Origin of the sequence: Parvibaculum sp. (genome assembly GCF_045863935.1) — a bacterium.
In the GTDB taxonomy this organism is placed as follows: Bacteria; Pseudomonadota; Alphaproteobacteria; order Parvibaculales; family Parvibaculaceae; genus Parvibaculum.
In genome coordinates, this window is record NZ_BTVP01000051.1 from 1 (window position 1) to 18,410 (window position 18,410).

General features: G+C 64.8%; 12 protein-coding genes. 5 read left to right on the forward strand and 7 right to left on the reverse strand.

What is annotated here, in order from left to right:
* Positions 1 to 361: 361 nt before the first annotated feature.
* The 6 genes from ACKUUH_RS15595 to ACKUUH_RS15620 all read right to left on the reverse strand — a co-directional run bounded on the left by ACKUUH_RS15595 (position 362) and on the right by ACKUUH_RS15620 (position 5,753).
* Positions 362 to 1,360, reverse strand: coding sequence for a zinc-dependent alcohol dehydrogenase family protein (locus ACKUUH_RS15595; protein ID WP_407950823.1), 999 nt, complete (start codon positions 1,358 to 1,360; stop codon positions 362 to 364).
* A gap of 56 nt (positions 1,361 to 1,416) precedes the next feature.
* The gene (locus ACKUUH_RS15600) at positions 1,417 to 1,860 is read right to left on the reverse strand and encodes a DUF421 domain-containing protein (RefSeq protein WP_407950824.1); all 444 of its coding nucleotides are present in this window, start codon (positions 1,858 to 1,860) and stop codon (positions 1,417 to 1,419) included.
* A 9-nt stretch (positions 1,861 to 1,869) separates the two neighbouring features.
* Positions 1,870 to 2,391, reverse strand: coding sequence for a hypothetical protein (locus tag ACKUUH_RS15605; protein ID WP_407950825.1), 522 nt, complete (start codon positions 2,389 to 2,391; stop codon positions 1,870 to 1,872).
* Between the two features lie 96 nt (positions 2,392 to 2,487).
* A complete protein-coding gene (locus ACKUUH_RS15610; RefSeq protein WP_407950826.1) occupies positions 2,488 to 3,474 on the reverse strand; it encodes a fatty acid desaturase in 987 nt (328 codons plus the stop codon).
* A gap of 108 nt (positions 3,475 to 3,582) precedes the next feature.
* The gene (locus ACKUUH_RS15615) at positions 3,583 to 4,329 is read right to left on the reverse strand and encodes a DsbA family protein (RefSeq protein ID WP_407950827.1); all 747 of its coding nucleotides are present in this window, start codon (positions 4,327 to 4,329) and stop codon (positions 3,583 to 3,585) included.
* Positions 4,330 to 4,361: 32 nt separating this feature from the next.
* Entirely contained in the window at positions 4,362 to 5,753 is a 1,392-nt protein-coding gene (locus ACKUUH_RS15620; protein WP_407950828.1) for a M48 family metalloprotease, read from the reverse strand.
* A gap of 328 nt (positions 5,754 to 6,081) precedes the next feature.
* On the opposite strand from ACKUUH_RS15620, the gene ACKUUH_RS15625 reads away from it, so the two are divergent.
* The gene (locus ACKUUH_RS15625; RefSeq protein WP_407950829.1) at positions 6,082 to 7,536 is read left to right on the forward strand and encodes a gamma-glutamyltransferase; all 1,455 of its coding nucleotides are present in this window, start codon (positions 6,082 to 6,084) and stop codon (positions 7,534 to 7,536) included.
* Between the two features lie 78 nt (positions 7,537 to 7,614).
* On the opposite strand, the gene ACKUUH_RS15630 is transcribed toward ACKUUH_RS15625, so the two are convergent.
* Positions 7,615 to 10,218 carry a ribonuclease E/G gene (locus tag ACKUUH_RS15630; RefSeq protein ID WP_407950830.1) on the reverse strand — a complete coding sequence of 868 codons (2,604 nt, stop codon included), beginning with the start codon at positions 10,216 to 10,218 and terminating at the stop codon, positions 7,615 to 7,617.
* A 947-nt stretch (positions 10,219 to 11,165) separates the two neighbouring features.
* Between ACKUUH_RS15630 and ACKUUH_RS15635 the strand changes: the two genes are divergently transcribed.
* From ACKUUH_RS15635 to ACKUUH_RS15650, 4 genes are all read left to right on the forward strand, one after another.
* Positions 11,166 to 12,545, forward strand: coding sequence for an N-acetylmuramoyl-L-alanine amidase (locus tag ACKUUH_RS15635; RefSeq protein WP_407950831.1), 1,380 nt, complete (start codon positions 11,166 to 11,168; stop codon positions 12,543 to 12,545).
* A 71-nt stretch (positions 12,546 to 12,616) separates the two neighbouring features.
* On the forward strand, positions 12,617 to 13,147 hold the full coding sequence (locus ACKUUH_RS15640; protein ID WP_407950832.1) for a DUF305 domain-containing protein: 531 nt from the start codon (positions 12,617 to 12,619) through the stop codon (positions 13,145 to 13,147).
* 156 nt (positions 13,148 to 13,303) lie between these two features.
* A complete protein-coding gene (locus ACKUUH_RS15645) occupies positions 13,304 to 16,075 on the forward strand; it encodes a penicillin-binding protein 1A (protein ID WP_407950833.1) in 2,772 nt (923 codons plus the stop codon).
* Positions 16,076 to 16,378: 303 nt separating this feature from the next.
* Positions 16,379 to 17,566: an NAD(P)/FAD-dependent oxidoreductase gene (locus ACKUUH_RS15650; protein ID WP_407950834.1), complete on the forward strand. Its 1,188-nt coding sequence runs from the start codon at positions 16,379 to 16,381 to the stop codon at positions 17,564 to 17,566.
* Positions 17,567 to 18,410 lie beyond the last annotated feature (844 nt).

Genomic DNA, 18,410 nt, shown 5'->3' on the forward strand with positions numbered 1-18,410 from the left:
TCAAATGGTCATGAGACTCTACTTCCGACTGGATGAAACTTGGGGCGCAGGTCAAGAATATTGAAGTCGACAGATTCGCTAACTTGCTTCTCTCTGATTTCTGCATTGATCGGCGTCTAATGGCTGCTCTGAAAGAGCGTTACTCATACGACAGTGCCAGTGGAAAGCTTTTGGCGGAACATGACTGGGTTCTAAAGCTTGAGCGAACCTTGAAGCGGCTCGCGGCAAAGGCTCCACCACCACAAAAAGCGCTTTTAAAGAAAAGAATCGAATTCGCGTTCGAGGGAATGAGAGCTTCCTTAGAGGCGGCCAAGCATGTTGCTGACGTAACCGTGGCGACCTAAGGGTTGTATTGGATCTGCTACCTACAAGGAAAATCCCCGCCCGCACTCACCAGCACCTTCCCGTGCCGTCCGCCCGTCTGTGCCCGGATCAATGCCTCGCGGATATCCTCGATCGCATAGACGCTGTCGACCGGTGCATGGATGACGCCTTTCGCCATCTGCTCCGCAAGCTCCGCATAGATCGCCCTGATCTCTTCCGCCGAACGCCGCGCCAGGAAGCGGCCGAGCATGAAGCCGGTAAACGTCACGCCCCGGAAGACGAGATCGGCGACGGTGACGGCAGGCGCCGCGCCCGACATGCCGCCATAGGTGCAGACGGTGCCTTCGTCGCGCAGGCATGCCGCGATCCGTGCCGTCGCCTCGCCGGACACCGCATCGAGCCCGAGCGGGATCGCCGCGCCGCCCGTCGCCTCGCGCACACGGGCGGGTAAGTCCGGCCCGTCGGTGAGGCAGATGTCGGCGCCGAGCGCCTTCAACTCGGGAAACACATCGTCGCGCCGCGTCACGTTCACCGTGCGCAGCCCCCGCGCCTTCGCCAGCGTGATGACGAGGCGGCCCACGGCGGAGTTGGCGACGTTCTGGATCACCCAGTCGCCGGGTTTCAGGTCAACGATATCGCTCAACAGCAGCAGCGCCGTCGGCGGGTTGATACGCAGCATCGCCGCCTGTTTGAGGTCGAGACCGGCGGGGATCGGCACGGCATCTTCCGCCGCCACGCGCCGTTCCGACGCCCAGTTCTCGCGCGCGAGATTGATGACGAGGTCGCCTTGCTTCACATGGGTGACGCCGTCGCCGGCCGCGCGGACACGGCCGACGCACTCCGCCCCCGGCGTCGCGGGCAGCGGCGGCTTGATGCGATAGGTGCCGCGGCAGAAACCGATATCGGCCGGGTTGATCGGAAAGGCGATGACGTCGAACACGACTTCGCCAGGGGAGGGCGCGCCCACATCCGGCGCCTCCACGCAGCGCGCGACGTCTTCCGGCACGCCGTAGGCATCGAGTTCGATCTTTTTCACGCCCGCTCCCCCTCGTTTTCTTCCGTGCCAACATACGCGGAAAGGGAGCGCGCGGCCTAGTCCTTCGGCACGATGCTGATCGCGCCGCTCACTTCCAGCACCGCATATTTGATCTGGTCCATCCGCTCGAGCCCTTGCGCTCGCCGCGCCTCTTCCATGATGTCGTACTCGTCCACGCGCGCCTTCTTCATCCGGTCGCGCAGAGGTTGCCCGTTTTCCACCAGGACCATCGGCATTCCGTCGAGAAGCTTCCCCGCGATCGGCACATACTCCTTGAAGAGCGACAACGCTATATCCATGACGATGAGGGTCACAATGACGAGCAGGGCGTTCGTCACCGAAAAGTCGTCGCCGAGAAGTCCCTGCTGCGTCGCCTCACCGATGATAAGCAGGAGAATGAAATCGAAAGTGGTTATCTCCGACAGCGTGCGCCGCCCGGAAATCCGGAACAGGAGAAGCAGGAAAATGTAGATCGCGCCAGCGCGCAGTACAGCGTCCATTTGAACCTCTCAAGGATAAACGAACATCGTTACGGCAGCGGGTGGGCCGTCGGCGGTGGCGATTTCGCCGCGCAGGAGCCAGCGTTGCCTCGGCCTCAGATCGATCTGTATGCGGAGCGGACCACCGGTGGGCTTGAAGACATAGGTTTGGCCGTCCGGGCCGTCGCTTTCTTCGGCGGGGGCGGGGTGGATCGTTTCGATGGAGAATCCCCGCGTCAGGGAAGGGCTGAGACGGATGGTTGCCTGCCGGGCGGCATCTTCCCGCAACACGATTTCCATGCGCATCCCGGCGTCATGATGCGCGAACCGGTCGTAATGGACTTCCAGCTGGCCGTCCGCGCCCGTCGCGGTGGTGCTGCTCAGCGGGCCTTCCGAGAAGGCGCCGAGGAGCGCGGCAAGGGTCACTATGGCGAGCACCACCCAGCCCGCGCGTTCGACGCGCCAGGTCACGCGCTGAAGACCCATGTCCTCCGTGATCGGATAGGACCTGCTCTCCCATGTCTTTTCCGGATCGTCGCTATCGGCAAGCATGGCCGTTCCCTCGCGCGGCGAGGTGTCGCCACGACTGCGTCTCCTGAAGAAGAAGAACGCGCGGCCTGTCTGCCGGTTCCCGCCGCGCCGAGGCTGTCAGACGCCCTGAAAGCTCACCAACTTGCGGCTCTGTGGATCCCACAGCGCCAGCCGCGCCGTCTTGAGGCTCTCCATGATGGTCAGCCTGTTGATCGTCTTCAGTTCCGGCATCGCATCGAGGCATTCCCGCAAGCGGTAGTTCGGAATGTGGCTGCACAGATGGTGGATATGATGCAGTCCGATATTGCCCGTGAACCAGCCGAGCACGCGCGGCAGCACATAATAGGAGCTGCCGTTGAGCGCGCCGCTGTTGCGGTCCCAGTTCTCGTTCTTGTCCCAGCTCGTGGTCTCGAACTGGTGCTGCACATAGAAAAGCCAGACGCCCATCGCGGCGGCGGCCACCAGCACCGGCACCACCATCACCGCGAAATTGACCCAGCCAAGCAGGATCAGCAGCGTGCCGTAGAAGGCGAGGATCGCGAGATTGTGAAACATCACGCTGCTCCACATTTCCCATGCGGGCCGCCTGAGCGTGAGCGGCAGGCGTTGTAGCAGCAGGAAGTGAACGGGCCCGCCGATCGTGAGCAGGAAGGCCGGATGCCGGTAGATGCGATAGGCGAGGCGGCGGATCGGCGTCAGCGCCCGGTATTCATCGGTCGTCAGCGTGTTGATGTCGCCATAGCCGCGCCGGTCGAGATTGGCCGACGAGGCATGGTGCAGCGCATGCAGCCGCCGCCAATAGGCGTAAGGCGTGATCGTCAGCACGCTGACAAGGCGTCCGGTGATGTCGTTCGCCCGCTTCGACGCGAAGAAGGAGCCGTGTCCGCAATCGTGCTGGATGATGAAGAAGCGCAGCGCGCATCCCGCCAGCGGTATCGCCAGCAGCAGCGTCAGCCAGTAGCCCACCTGGAGGCTGAAATACATCGCCGCCGAAAGCGCGATGAAGGGAACGCCCGTGGTGACGATCTGCCATGCGGCGCGGGTGAGGTCCGGCTTGCGGTATCGCGCGCAGTGTGCGGCAAATTCGTTGATCTTCGTATGCATGTTTACCTTGCCCCGGCGAGGGGGTCTTCTTGTTTGGGTTGAGAGTGTGTGTGCGCCGCGTCGCGGTCTGATGGGTCTGCTGCCCGGCGGCAGGCTGTGAAAGCCGCCTCAGCTTCCGCGCGCTTCCTTCATCATTTCGGTAAGCCGGCCTTCGTCGACGGCGCCGGGATGCATCGTGCCGCCCACGACGAAGGCGGGCGTGCCGTCGACGCCCAGCTGCTCGGCAAGCCGGTAGGTGCGGCTCACCTGATCCTGGATCGCCGGGTCGCCCATGTCCTTCTTGAGCCTGGCGACGTCGAGCCCGAGACCGGCCGCAACCGCCATGATGGCGTCCTCGTCGACTTCGCCCTTGCGCTCGTAGAGCGCGCGATGCATGTCGAAATAGCGGCCCTGCTTTTTGGCGGCGATGGCGGCCTTTGTCGCCAGCAGCGAGTTGGGGCCGAGGATCGGGAACTCCTTCAGCACGAGCCGGATATTGCCGTCCTTCTCCACGAAGTCCATCAGCGGCTCGAAGCTCCGCTTGCAGTAGCCGCACTGGTAGTCGAAGAACTCGACAAGCGTGACATCGCCGTCCGGGTTCCCGGCTACATAGTCGCCCGGGTCCTCATAGATCGCCTTCCGGTGCTTCTCGACCGCCGCTTGCGTCTCGGCGAGCTTCGCCGCTTCCTGGCGCCGCTCGAGTTCCTCGAAGGCTTTCACCAGCACTTCGGGATTCTCGACGAGATAGTCATGGATGATGGTCTCGATCGCGGCCTTGTCCTTGGCGTCGAAGCGCTCGGCGGCCCAGACGGGCGCGGTGAAGGCGAAAAGAAAAAGGCAAAACGCGGCAAGCGGCAGGCGAAAACTTGAAAACATGGGACTCTTCGTTTGGAGAAAGGAAAGGGCGGTCATCCGCGCTGCGGCGGTTGCTGCATGGCGATGTCCTGGGCGCGCAGCCATTCGGGGCTGCCGTTCTTGAGAAGCTTCTGCGCGCGCATGGCGTGGGCCTTCGCTTCGCCCACGGCGCCGAGCGCATCGTAATATTGCGCAGCCGAAAGCTCCGCCATGCCGATGTCGTCGAGCTGCCCATAGCCGATCGAAAGCTGATAATAGCCGAAGGCCTGCTCGCCGCTCTTCGTCGCGATCTGCAGGTGCCGGATCGCTTCCTGCGTCGAGTCCGTATCCTCGCGCGCCAGCAGCGCCCGGCCGAGGCCGAGATGAAGCTGCTCGTCCGTGGGCTTCAACTCCACGGATTTGCGATAGGCGGTGATCGCCTCTTCCACCTTGCCGCTCTCGAAATAGATCTGCCCCTTCACTTCCCAGACGTAAGGGTTGTTCGGCTGGTTCTCGATGAGCGGCCCGAGTTCGGCGAGCGCCTTGTCGAGCTGTCCGGTACGGTGATAGGCGACGGCGCGCGCATAAAGCGCATAGTCGCTCTTGTCCGTCGGCGGATAGCGGTTGAACGTGACGGACGGGTCGTCGAGAAAGCCGAACAGTTTCGCCTGTACCATCTTGAAGGCGTGAACGCGTGCGGGTGAATCCTGCTTCTCGAAATAGGGTGAGACCTTCACGCGCTCTTCGAGCGCCGTGAGGCGCGCGCCGGACATCGGATGCGAGCGCGCATAGGGGTCCTGCCGGTTCGCGGTCAGCAGTTCCTGGTCGCGCATCGACGAGAAGAGGTCGAGCATGCCCTTGCCGGATTGCCCCGAGCGCTGCAGGAAAGTCGCGCCCGCCTGGTCGGCGCTTGCTTCCTGTTCGCGCGTGAAGGCGAGGAGGCTCCGTGTCGCGATATGCTGGCTGCCCATGATGAGTGCCATGCCCGCATCGCCCTGGCCGGCGGCGATCGCACCCACGCCCAGGATCATCGAGGCGATCACCGGCATGCTCATGCTCTCGAATTCCTCGCGCCGCTTCACGAGATGGCCGCCCGCCATGTGCCCCGTTTCATGCGCGATCACGCCGATGAGTTCCGACGGCGTATCCACAATGGTGATGAGGCCGGTATGCACGAAGAGCTGCTGCCCGTTCGCCACGAAGGCGTTGAGGTTTTTGTCGTTCACGAGATGGATTTTCACCGCGCCCGGATCGATTCCCGCAGCCATGAACACGGGGTCGGAATATTCCCGCAGCATGGCCTCGGTTTCGGCATCGCTGATGATCGAGATGCGGCCTTGTGCCGCCGCGGGCAGGGCGGCGTGGAGGCTCATCGCCGCGCCCGCTGTCAGGGCGCAAAGAGCGCGCAAGCCCGATCTCAGGGCGGCCTTCAGGCCGGCATTCGCGCCGGTATCCGTGAATGACATGTCTCGTTAAACCCGTTTACGGGGGGCCAGCAGCCCCTTTTACTCGTTTTCCCGGAGCCTTGTCGCTCCGCTTTTCCTTCCCCGGCGGCCCTTTTCGCGCCACTCTCGCCCACCCGCCATTTTCAGCGGGATTTTTTGCGGCGCTCCGGCGCCTGCGTTGACGTTATGGGCATGTCGCGACTAAACGGTAGGGGTGGGGCTCAACCCCGTCAATCTCGCCAGGCAGCACGATAATGTGAGCGATGCCCATCATACAGAGAACGGCGCCGATTGCTGAATCCGTCGCCGGACGAAAGCCGATATGTCGAACATCAGGAGAAGCGCCGGAATGTGGTTAAATTATGAGGGTCGCACGCGCCGCACGGGAGTGACGCTGGCAGCATTCGCCGTAATTCTGGGTCTGTCGGCCTGTGCGGATGAAGGGCCGAGGGATCCGGTCGGCCTGACGGCGGTGAGTCACGGCGTCGAGACGGCGGCGGACCGCCGCGCGCGACTCACGACGGCCGGGCAGGTCGCGGCCGACACGCGCGATCCCTGGTTCGCTGGCGCCGTCATCGCGGATGAGCCCTCGGCGGTGCTGCTCGCGCGCCAGGTGCTGGAGCAGGGCGGCAATGCCGCCGATGCCGCGGCCGCCGTCTATTTCGGCCTTTCGGTAACCTATCCCGCGGCCGCCGGTCTTGGCGGCGGCGGCGTCTGCCTCGTGCATGAAGGAGGCAAGAAGACCGTCGAGACCGTCTCCTTCCTCACGCGCAACCCGGCAGGCGGCGGCGCCATCGCCGTCCCCGGCAATGTTCGCGGCTTCGCGCTCATTCATTCGCGCTATGGCAAGCTTCCCTGGGGCTCGCTCGTCGCTCCCGCCGAGCGTCTCGCGGCCACGGGCACGCCCGTTTCGCGTGCCACCGCGCGCCAGCTCGCCGACGCAGCATCGGTCATCGAGGCTTCGCCCGCCCTGAAGAAGATATTTGCGAACGACAAGGGCGCCATCGCCGGCGAACTCGACACCGTGACGCGCATCCATCTTGCGGCGACGCTCGCCCAGGTGCGCAGCCAGGGCGTCGGCGGCTTCTATTCCGGCCAGACGGCGCAGCGCCTCATCGAGGCTTCCGCCAAGGCAGGCGGTGCGCTCTCCATCCAGGATCTCCGCAACTACCGCCCCGAACTCATCGCCGCCCAATCCGCGGATATGGGCACCTCGAAGGTATGGCTCCCCGCCGGGTCGCTCGGCGCGGGCGCCTTTGGCGCGGCGCTTTGGTCGAACATCGGCAATGCAGGCCCCGGCGAACTTGCCGAAGCCGCGCGCCGCACCGCGATCCAGCTCGGCGCGCCTGCCGATATCGAACGCGACTTCGGCTCCACCGCCTTCGCGGCCATCGACGGCGCGGGAGGCGCGGTCGCCTGCGCCGTCACCATGAACGGCGCCTTCGGTTCGGGCAAGGTCGCGGAGGGCACGGGCGTCGTCCTTGCTGCCAGCCCCTCGCAGCCCGTGGCGGGTCTGGCTTCCGCCTTCCTCGCACCCGTCATCGTCACCGGCGCGACCGGCGAATATGTCCGTCTGAGCGGCGCGGGCGCCGGTGCGCCGAAGGGCGCTGCCGCCATCCAGTATGTCGGACGCAACGCAACGACCATCGACGCGGCAAACGCCGCGCTCGCGAATGGCCCGGCCGATGCGCGCTCGCCCGCGAATGCCATCGTCTGTCCGGACGGCATAGCGTCGGGTTCCTGCGGCTTTGCCATCAACCCCGGCGGCAACGGCATGGCGGCCACCGGCATTGCGGGCAAGTGACGGCATTGCATAGCCGCTGAAACAGAAAGGCCCGGAGTTCCCTCCGGGCCTTTTGCTTATCTTGTCTGGCGTGACGCTTCAGCGCCGCTGCCACCAGCCGCGCCTTGTCGGCTGGTCGGACCCGTCATCCTCGCGCGCCTCGCCAACCGGCGGAACGTCGGCATCCGCTTCGGCCATCTCGACGATGCTTTCGGAGACATCCTCGTCTTCCGGCTCTTCGGCCTCTTCGTCAGCCTCTGCCGTCTCGCGGACGTCTTCCTTTTCTATCTCGTCGTCGGCTTCGATCTCCGCCTCGGCGAGCTTTTCCTGATCGCCATAGGCGCCTTCCATGGCGGCCTCGGCATCCCAGGCTTCCTCGTCGTCGTCGTCGGACTGATCTTCCGCCTCGAACTCTCCGCGCGAATAGGAAAGGAGAACGGGCGCCTCGCCGGTTACGAGCGGGTCTTCCAGCGCCCCTTCGAGCAGCAGGCCTTCCTCCTCGCCGTCTCCGGCAATCGCTTCCGGGCCGGCATCTTCCGCGCCCTCGGCGGAACCATCCTCCGGCCTGCGGCGGTTGCGGCGGCCGCCCCGGCGTCCACGGCGGCGGCGCTTGCGCGGCAACCCGTCTTCGCCGAGTTCGGTCTGCTCGCCGTCGTCGCGCGCGGCCTCTGCCTCGTCTTCCTCGCCGGACGCCTCGGCATCGGCGGCTCCCGCCTCTGCCTCGTCTTCGCTGCCGTTTGCCTCGCGTGCCGTATCGCCTTCGCCGGCGGGACGGCGCTTGCGGCGGCGGCGCTTGCGGCGCGGCTGTCCGTCTTCCTTGCCGTCACCGGCTTTGGCGTCGGCGCCCGTCTCTTCGGATTCCTCCTCGTCGATTTCCTCGACGGCGGGTTCTTCCTCTTCCTCGGTGTAACCGCTCTCGATGTTGATCGCGCCCTGCGCAGGCCGCGTGCGAGTAAGCGCGCGCGCTTCGGCCGGTTCGATCTTGTGGTCGGAGCCCGCCAGTGTCGCATCCGCCTCGATGAAGACCGACGTGCCGTAACGCTCTTCGACGTCGAGCAGGTTGGCGCGCTTCTGGTTCAGAATGTAGATCGCGACTTCTGCAGGAACCTTCACGGTGAAGGCCGCCGCACGGCCCTTGATCGCTTCCGCTTCGACGCCGCGCAGCACATGCAGCGCCATCGACTCGACGGACCGCACGAGGCCCGTGCCCGCGCAATGCGGACAGATCACGGTCGATCCTTCCAGCACGCCGGAGCGCATGCGCTGGCGCGACATTTCCAGAAGACCGAAATGGCTGATGCGGCCCACCTGGATGCGGGCGCGATCCGTCTTCAGGCAATCCTTGAGCTTGCGTTCCACCGCACGATTGTTGCGGTTCTCGTCCATGTCGATGAAGTCGATCACGATGAGGCCGGCAAGGTCGCGCAGGCGCATTTGCCGCGTGATTTCCTCGGCCGCTTCAAGGTTCGTCTTCAGCGCCGTCTGCTCGATGTTGCGCTCCTTCGTGGAGCGGCCCGAGTTCACGTCGATCGAGACGAGAGCTTCCGTCGGATTGATGACGATATAGCCGCCCGACTTCAGCGTAACGGTCGGGTTCAGCATTGCGTCGAGCTGCTGCTCCACCTGGAACTTCTGGAAGAGCGGCTGCTTTTCCTTGTAAGGCTGAACGTTCTTCGCATGGCTCGGCATGAGCATGCGCATGAAGTTCTTCGCTTCCTTGTAGCCTTCGTCGCCCTCGATCTGGATGGCGTCGATGTCCTTGTCGTAGAGATCGCGGATCGAACGCTTGATGAGGCTGCCTTCCTCATAGACGAGGGTGGGAGCGGTCGATTTGAGCGTCAGCTCGCGCACGCTCTCCCACATCCGCAGCAGATATTCGTAGTCGCGCTTGATTTCGGCCTTGGTGCGCTTTGCGCCTGCCGTGCGGACGATGAGGCCCATGCCTTCCGGAACGTCCAGCGATTCGGCGATGCCCTTCAGTTTCTTGCGGTCGGCCGCGACCGTGATCTTGCGGGAGATGCCGCCGCCGCGCGCCGTGTTCGGCATCAGCACGCAATAGCGCCCGGCGAGCGAGAGATAGGTTGTGAGCGCCGCGCCCTTGTTGCCGCGCTCTTCCTTCACGACCTGCACCAGCAGGATCTGCCGGCGCTTGATGACTTCCTGGATCTTGTAGGAGCGATAGTTGATCCGCTGCTTGCGCGGCGCGGCTTCCTCCATCGCATCTTCCGCGCCGACGGACTCGATCGTCTCGTCGGAGAGAACCGTTTCGGTCTCGCCCTTGTCGGGCGTGGAGCCGTTGTCGCCGCCATTGTCATCGGCGTCGTCATCGCCTTCTTCGGCGCCGGCCTTCGCCTGCGGCGCTTCCGCTTCGGGCGCGTCGTCGTCGTCGTCTTCCTCTTCCTGCTCGCGGCGTGCTTCGTCGGCCTGCTGTTTCAGCAGGGCTTCGCGGTCCGCGACCGGGATCTGGTAGTAGTCGGGATGGATTTCGCTGAAGGCGAGGAAACCGTGCCTGTTGCCGCCATATTCGATGAAGGCCGCCTGGAGCGAGGGCTCCACGCGCGTCACCTTGGCAAGATAGATATTTCCTCGAAGCTGTTTCCTGTTCTCTGACTCGAAGTCGAATTCTTCAACGCGGTTGCCGCTTACGACCACCACCCGGGTTTCTTCCGGGTGGGCCGCGTCGATCAGCATTTTCTTTCCCATATGGAACGTCTCCGTGGCGCAGTCCGTCGCGCGAAGGCCGCCGCATCTTCATGCGTGCGGGTGTTCGCGCGGGTGCGCCGCTTGTTTGGGTCCTGTCGGCCGTGCCGGCACCGGTAAGGCGCGCCGCGGCGGATGAGGACGGGGTCTGGAATGAAAGCAATGAATGGGTGGGGACACCGCGCGCGGCCGGAGGCGCAGCCTTTCCGGAGCCGGTCCGGGCAAATGCTCGGATGGTCGGCCGGTCGGCGTGCTGTCTGACTGCGTCGTGCATCTCTACCTTTGGTGCACCCCTCAAGGCGCCGGGTGCCGGCGGGCTTGCCTGAGCCGGGCGTGAAGCCGGGCGGGCGAGCATGTAACGTTCGAATGCGCGTTTGGCGGTCACCGGGCGGCGCCCGTGAGTGGACAGCGCCTTTCGTGGAAATCGCCGGGCTCGCGCTGTCCGCTACCGGCTTCCCTCCCTGGGGAGGTCAGGCCGCTGCGCGACGGGTCGCCCGAATTCGTGGAGCCGCCTGGAACGTAAGGTCCGGGGCGGTGCGCCGGACACCCTTCGTGGGGAGCTTCACCGGCGGTGACCGTTTTTACCTTTTGCCGCTCTGATTTGGCAAGCGGCATGGCAGGGCATGATGGAACCCTTGTCTGTTCCGTTATTAACCATTCTACCCGTTGAAACTTCGTAAATTTTGGACGAAGTAACCATTTCTAGAGTAATCTCAGTGCATTACTGATTTGGGTGCTTTGTTTGGCACTCCATCTACCGCCTCCGGATTTACAGCGGTGGGCGTCGCCGGGGCAGGGGCCCCGCAGGCAGGCCATTGGGCCCGTCAGTGTGGCGTTCTCCCGGACCCCGTCCGGACCGTTCGGAACCGCGAGGAACAGGCGGATCGGGCAGGTCGCGAGGGGATAAGGCGGCGGATATTATGGGATTTTACCGGCAAATCGGACGGGGAATGGCGGCGGGCTTCGGTCTGGTTCTGGCCATTTGCCTCTTTGCCGCTCTCCCGGCGGGACCGGTTCTTGCCGACGATCTTGCCGATCTCCTCGAACGGGAGCTGCGCGAAGCCTCGCTTCCGCAGGCGGAAGAAGAAGCCTCTCTTCAGCAGGACAACGACGCGCTTTCGACCGGCGCGATCGGCGAGGGCACGGCTGTACCGCTTGCGCCCGCCGCCGCCGCGCCCGCCGAAGGCGGCCCTGCCGTCACCTCCATCCGCATCGGCGACCATGGCGATCAGACCCGCTTCGTCATGGAATTATCGGGTGACGTCCCTGCCGAGTACCGCGTCTTCACGCTCTCGGACCCTTTCCGCGTCGTCATCGACGTGAAGAACGTGCCCTTCCGCCTCGTCGAGGAACCGGCGGACAAGCACAAGGGCTTCGTCTCCGGCTATCGCTACGGCCGTTTCGAGGCTGACACCTATCGCGTCGTCCTCGATGCAACACAGCCCGTCGAAGTTTCGCGCGACTTCGTGCTCGATCCGCAGGCGGGCTTCGGCCGCCGCATCGTGCTCGATCTCGCCTCGACCGATCTTGCGAGCTTCAATGCCAAGGCGGGCTTGCCCGCCAGCGCCGAGCCTGCGGCGCCCGCCGCCGCAATTGCCGCCGTGCCGGTGAGTCCGCCCGCCGAGCGTCTCGAGCGCCGCCGCGTCGTCGTCATCGATGCCGGTCATGGCGGCGTCGATCCGGGTACGCATGGCCGCTCGGGCGTGCAGGAAAAAGCCGTCGTCCTCGCCTTCGCAAAGCAGCTCGCCGGCGAACTGCGTGCGTCCGGCCGCTACGACGTCCACCTCACGCGCGACAGCGACATCTTCATCCCGCTGCGCGAGCGCGTGTCGATTGCGCGGCGTCACAAGGCCGACCTCTTCATCTCGATCCATGCCGACGCGATCCAGAAGCCCAATGTCCGCGGCATGTCGATCTATACCCTCTCCGAAAATGCTTCCGACGCCGAAGCCGCCGCGCTCGCGCGCAAGGAAAACCAGTCCGATCTCATCGCCGGTCTGGATCTTCAGGGCGAAAGCCCGGAGGTGACGGGCATCCTCATCGACCTCGCACAGCGCGAAACCAAGAACTATTCCTCGCGCTTCGCCAAGACCGTCGTCGACCATGCGAGCCAGAAGACGGCGACGCTCGACCCCGCGCACCGCTTCGCCGGTTTCGTCGTGCTGAAAGCGCCGGACGTGCCCTCGGTGCTGATCGAGCTCGGCTTCCTCACCAATCCGGACGACGAGAAGCAGCTCACCTCGCCCACATGGCGCGCCACCATGGCGAAAACCTTGTCCCGCTCCGTCGACCGCTATTTCGGCGACCGGCTGGCCGAGGGCCCCAACTAGAAGATCCTTCCGGAACCGGCCTCTCCGTCATTCGTTTCCTTCCCGTTCCCGCCGCGCGGAGGAGGAAACCCATGAGCTATGTCCGTTTCGGCGCCATGATCGTCACGGCCACCATCGTCATGTATGGCCTGATGTATCTGAACACCTACGCGCTCGACCATGTCTGGTTCAGCGAGACCCGCGCCTACATGGCGATCGTCATGGGCGCGACCATGGCGGTCATCATGCTCGGCTTCATGCTCTCCATGTATGACCGCAGGGGCGTCAATCTCGCCATCGCCGCCGGCAGCATCGTCGTCTTCGCCCTCGCGCTCTGGCTCGTCCGCAGCCAGCAGACGGTGGACCAGGTTTCCTACATGAAGGCGATGATCCCCCACCATTCCATCGCCATCATGACGAGCCGCCGCGCCCACATTAAGGACCCGCGCGTCCGCGAGCTCGCCGACGGGATCATCATCGCCCAGGAGAAGGAAATCGCGGAGATGGAGCGTCTGATCGCCGGCCTCGAGCGCAATCCGGCGCCGCAGGACGCACCCGATCTGCCGCCTGGCGCAAGACAGGCGCCCGCCGCCCTGGAAAAAGCCCCCGCTGACGGTTCCTGACGAAACTGTCACGCGTCCTGGCAACGCTTTCTTGGTAAATACGCGCTTTATATGTATGTCGCGCAGGCGAGGTCGTTTTGCTGCCTCGTGCGTGCCATAATTGGTGCCTAGCAAATGCGGGGCAGGGATGTTGAGCGAGTGGGGGCCGGACGCCCGATGCTGAGAGTTCTTTCGATTGTTGCCGCTGTCTGCCTGGTGCTTCTTTTCGGCGGGCTGATGGCGGGCGGCTACATGGTCTGGCGCCTTAATCAGGATCTGCCGGATTACACCAGGCTCGCCAATTACGAGCCGCCGGTCATGACCCGCGTCCATGGCGGCGACGGCGAACTCATCGGCGAATTCGCGCGCGAGCGCCGCCTCTACGTGCCCATCACCGCCATTCCGCCCCGCGTCGTCGATGCCTTCCTCGCGGCGGAAGACAAGAATTTCTATTCCCATGGCGGCGTCGACGCGACCGGCATCATGCGCGCCGTCATCGACAACATCTTCAACGTCATGCAGGACCGCCGCCTCGTCGGCGCCTCCACCATTACGCAGCAGGTCGCCAAGAACTTCCTGCTCTCCTCCGACGTCACGCTGAACCGCAAGCTGAAAGAGGCGCTGATCGCGATCCGCCTCGAGCAGGCCTTCACGAAGGACGAGATCCTCGAACTCTATCTGAACGAGATTTACCTCGGCATCGGCTCCTATGGCGTCGCCGCCGCCGCGCTCAATTATTTCGGCAAGCCGCTCGACGAACTCACCATCGCCGAAGCCGCCTATCTCGCGACCCTGCCCAAGGGCCCCAACAACTATCACCCCTATCGCTTCCGCGAACGCGCGCTCGCGCGGCGCAACTGGGTGATTTCGCGCATGGAGGACGAGCGCTTCATCTCCTCCTACGATGCGGCGGAAGCCCGCTCGACCGGGCTCGACGTTTCGCTCCGCTCGCGCGGCGTGCAGATCCGCGACGCCTCCTATTTCCTCGAACAGGTGCGCCGCGAACTTCTCGGCATGTATGGCGAGGAGAAGCTCTACGAAGGCGGCCTCTCCGTCCGCACCACCATCGACACCAAACTCCAGGAAACGGTCTCGCGCGAACTCCGCGCGGGCCTCATCGCCTTCGACCGCCGCCATGGCTGGCGCGGTCCCGTTCGTCATCTGGAGGCGGGCGAGAACTGGCAGGACGCGCTCGCCGCCATGCCCGTCCCCGCCGACATCGAACCCTGGACGCTCGCCACCGTGCTCGACGTGAAGCAGGAAGGCATCACCGTCGGCCTCCGCCCGCAGCGCCTCGCCGATGGCACCTTCTCGAAGGATGTCGAAAAGGTGAAGGTGCCTCTCTCCGAAATGACATGGGCGCGCGCCAGCGTGAACCGCCTCTATCTCGGCCCCGAAGTGAAGGCGCCGTCGGATGTCGTCTCCGTCGGCGATGTCGTCTGGGTGGAGCCCGTCTTCGCCGACAAGCGCAAGGACCCCGTCCACTACGCGCTCGTACAGGTGCCGGAAGTGAACGGCGCCGCCCTCGCGATGGACCCGCATACGGGCCGCGTGCTCGCCATGCAGGGCGGCTTCAGCTTCGGCCTGTCGGAGTTCAACCGCGCGGTGCAGGCGCTCCGCCAGCCCGGCTCCTCCTTCAAGCCCTTCGTCTATGCTGCCGCGCTCGACAAGGGCTTCACGCCCGCAAGCCTCGTCCTCGATGCGCCTTTCGTGCTCGATCAGGGCGGCGATCTCGGCCTCTGGAAGCCGGAAAACTACGAACGCAATTTCCACGGGCCGTCCACGCTGCGCTTCGGCATCGAGCATTCGCGCAACCTGATGACGGTGCGCCTCGCCCAATATGTCGGGCCGCAGACCGTCTCGAATTATGCGCGCCGCTTCGGCATCACCGACGACATGCCGCCCGTGCTCTCCATGGCGCTGGGCGCGGGCGAGACCACGCTCATGCGCCTCGTCGGCGCCTATGGCATTCTCGACAATGGCGGCAAGCGCGTCACGCCGACCCTGATCGACCGCGTGCAGGACCGCTTCGGCCGCACCATCTACAGGAAAGACACGCGCGACTGCCCCGCCTGCAACGAAACCTGGGAAGAGGCGAAGGAGAGAAGCGCGCGCGAAAACCCGCTCGACCGGGATACCGTCGCGCCCCCCGCCTTGCCGGACGATCGCGAGCGGGTCGCGAGCGCGCAGACTTCCTATCAGATGGTCTCCATGCTCGAAGGCGTCGTGCAGCGCGGCACGGGCTCGGCGGCAAAGGCCGTCGGCGTGCCGCTTGCCGGCAAGACCGGCACCACGAACGACGGCAAGGACGCCTGGTTCGTCGGCTTCTCGCCCAATCTCGCCGTCGGCGTTTTCATCGGCTATGACGAGCCGCATCCGCTTGGCCGCGCCGAAACGGGCGGCCGCGCCGCCGCGCCCGTCTTTGCCGGCATCATGAAGGATGCGGTGGGCGGCAAGCCCGCCATTCCCTTCCGCGTGCCGCCCGGCATCACGCTGGTGAAGGTGAACGCGAAGACCGGCCAGCTCGCCAATGGCGAGGGCTCGGGCATCATCCTCGAAGCCTTCAAGGAAGGCACCGAGCCGCGTCCCGAAAATTCCGCGCCTTCCGTCGGCCTCTTCGGCAACGTGCCGGACCCGTCCGCCACCTATGACAGGGACCGGCCCTACGTGGTTCCCTTCGAGGGTGCCGTGCTCGATGGCGGTGCGCCGCTCTCGCCCGAAGACTATGACGGCATGACCCCGCCCGCGAACGACAACGAACCGGGTGAAGCCGCGCCGCAGGACCCCTTCATCCGTCCGGGTCCGGACGGTATTGCGCGCGGCCCCATCCCCGATGGCGGCGTGCCCACCGACGAGATCCCCGGCGCGGGCGGCGAGGAACCGGCGCGCCCCGAAAGCGGCAGCTCCGGCGACAGCGACATCGGCTCCGGCACCGGCGGCCTTTATTAAGGCCGCTCTGCTTTCTCTTTGAACCACTGAAGGCAATAAAAAATCAGTGTCACCCCGGCGAAAGCCGGGGTCCATGGCGTAGCCAAAAATAGAAGTGTCATCCCGGGGCTTGCCTGCACCGGCGTAGGCCGGTGTCCCCGGGACCCACGCGCAGCGCCTCTTGCCGCGGCGCTGGACACGACCCTCAGCCTCACCCCAAGACGTCATGGCCCGATTCGGGCCATCCACGCCTTTCTCCTCTGCGTCTCTGCGCCTCTGCGTGCTATCACTCCCGCACGCCACCCCCACGCTCCGGAGCCCGCCATCTCATCCTCCCCCACATATGACGCCATCATCCTCGGCGCGGGCGGCGCCGGCCTTTTCTGCGCGCTGACGGCGGGGAGGCGAGGGCGCCGCGTCCTCGTCATCGATCACGCAAAAAAGCCCGCCGAAAAAATCCGCATCTCCGGCGGCGGCCGCTGCAACTTCACCAACATCCACACCAGCGGGAAAAACTTCCTCTCGGACAATCCGCGCTTCTGCCTCTCCGCGCTCGCGGGCTTCACGCCGAAGGACTTCATCGCCATGGTCGAGGCGCACGGCATCGCCTGGCACGAAAAGACACTCGGGCAGCTCTTCTGCGACGGTTCCTCGCAACAGATCATCGACATGCTGCTCGATGAATGTGGCAAGGCAGGCGTGACCATCGCCCTCGAAACGGAAGTGAAATCCGTCTCGAAGAACGAGCGCGGCTTCACGCTCGAAACCTCGCGCGGGCGCTTCGAGGCTGCCTCGCTCGTCGTCGCGACCGGCGGCAAGTCGATCCCGAAAATGGGCGCGACCGGCTTCGGCTACGATCTCGCGAAACAGTTCGGCCTTGCCGTCATCCCGCCGCGTCCCGCCCTCGTGCCCTTCACCTTCGGGCCGGAACTGCGCGGACAGCTTGAAGGCCTCTCCGGCGTCTCGGTGGAGGCGACGGTCGCCTGCGGCAAGACGCGCTTCGCCGAGGCACTGCTCTTCACCCATCGCGGCCTTTCCGGCCCCGCCATCCTGCAGATTTCGTCATACTGGCGCGAGGGAGACGAGATCGTGGTGAACTTGTGTCCCGCTCACGACGTCTTCGCCGAATTGCGCGCGGCCCGCGCCGCGCAGCCGAAGCAGGACGTGGCGACGGCGCTGTCGCGTTTCCTGCCGAAAAGCCTCGCCGCCCGGTGGTGCGACATGGCAGGCGTCGAAGGCCGCCTCGCCGACCTCTCCGACAAGCGCCTCCGCGCCCTTGCAGACAGCGTCAACGGCTGGCACGTCAAACCTCAGGGTACGGAAGGCTTCCGCACCGCCGAAGTCACCGCCGGCGGCGTCGACACGCGCGGCCTCTCGTCAAAGACAATGGAAGCCCGCGACCACCCCGGCCTCTATTTCATCGGCGAAGTCCTCGACGTCACCGGCCACCTCGGCGGCTTCAACTTCCAATGGGCCTGGGCCTCGGGATTTGCGGCGGGAAACGCCCTCTAACCCCTCTCCCCTCGGGGAGAGGGAGGGAGCAGCCGTCAGGCTGCGGAAGGGTGAGGGGGAGCGGCAATCTCCGGTTCACATAAAATCTCAGTGTCACCCCGGCGGCCGCCTCCCGACCTGTCCGCCGCAGCATCTAGCGAAGGCGGAAGCTCCGAAGGAGCGAAGGGGGAAAGCCGGGACCCACTCGCAGCGCTCCTTGCCGCAGCAATTAGCGTAGTCGGCAGCTTCTCCCCAAACCGTCATTGCGAGCGAAGCGAAGCAATCCAGGGGCAGCACACTCACGAGCCAGCCGCTCCGGATTGCTTCGTCGCTCCGCTCCTCGCAATGACGCTGAGAGGAAAACATCGGACGCGAACTCCCTCTGCGTCCTCTGCGGCTCTGCGTGCCGACCTCTTTTCTCACGCAGAGCCGCAGAGATCGCAGAGATCGCAGAGCGAACGAAACGCACCATGCCTGCCCAAATAGAAGTGTCATCCCGGGGCTCGTCCCCGGGACCCACTCGCCTCTCGTTTTGCCGCAGCGTGGATTGGGCCCCGGCAACAAGTGCCGGGGTGACATCTTTTTTGTTCTTGCGTCACGCAAACCGTCATTGCGAGCGAAGCGAAGCAATCCAGAGGCCGCCTGCTCATGCGCCAGCCGCTCCGGATTGCTTCGTCGCTTCGCTCCTCGCAATGACGCTGATGAGAAAAGTACACCGGCCACAAAATAGAAGTTTCAGGGATTCTTGAAAGTATGACGCTGATTGCGCGCCTTCTCTTCAAGTCTTTCCCACCACGGAAGGACATTAGCTATGACCTGCGCCCCAAGTTTCATCCAGTCGGAAGTAGAGTCTCATGACCATTTG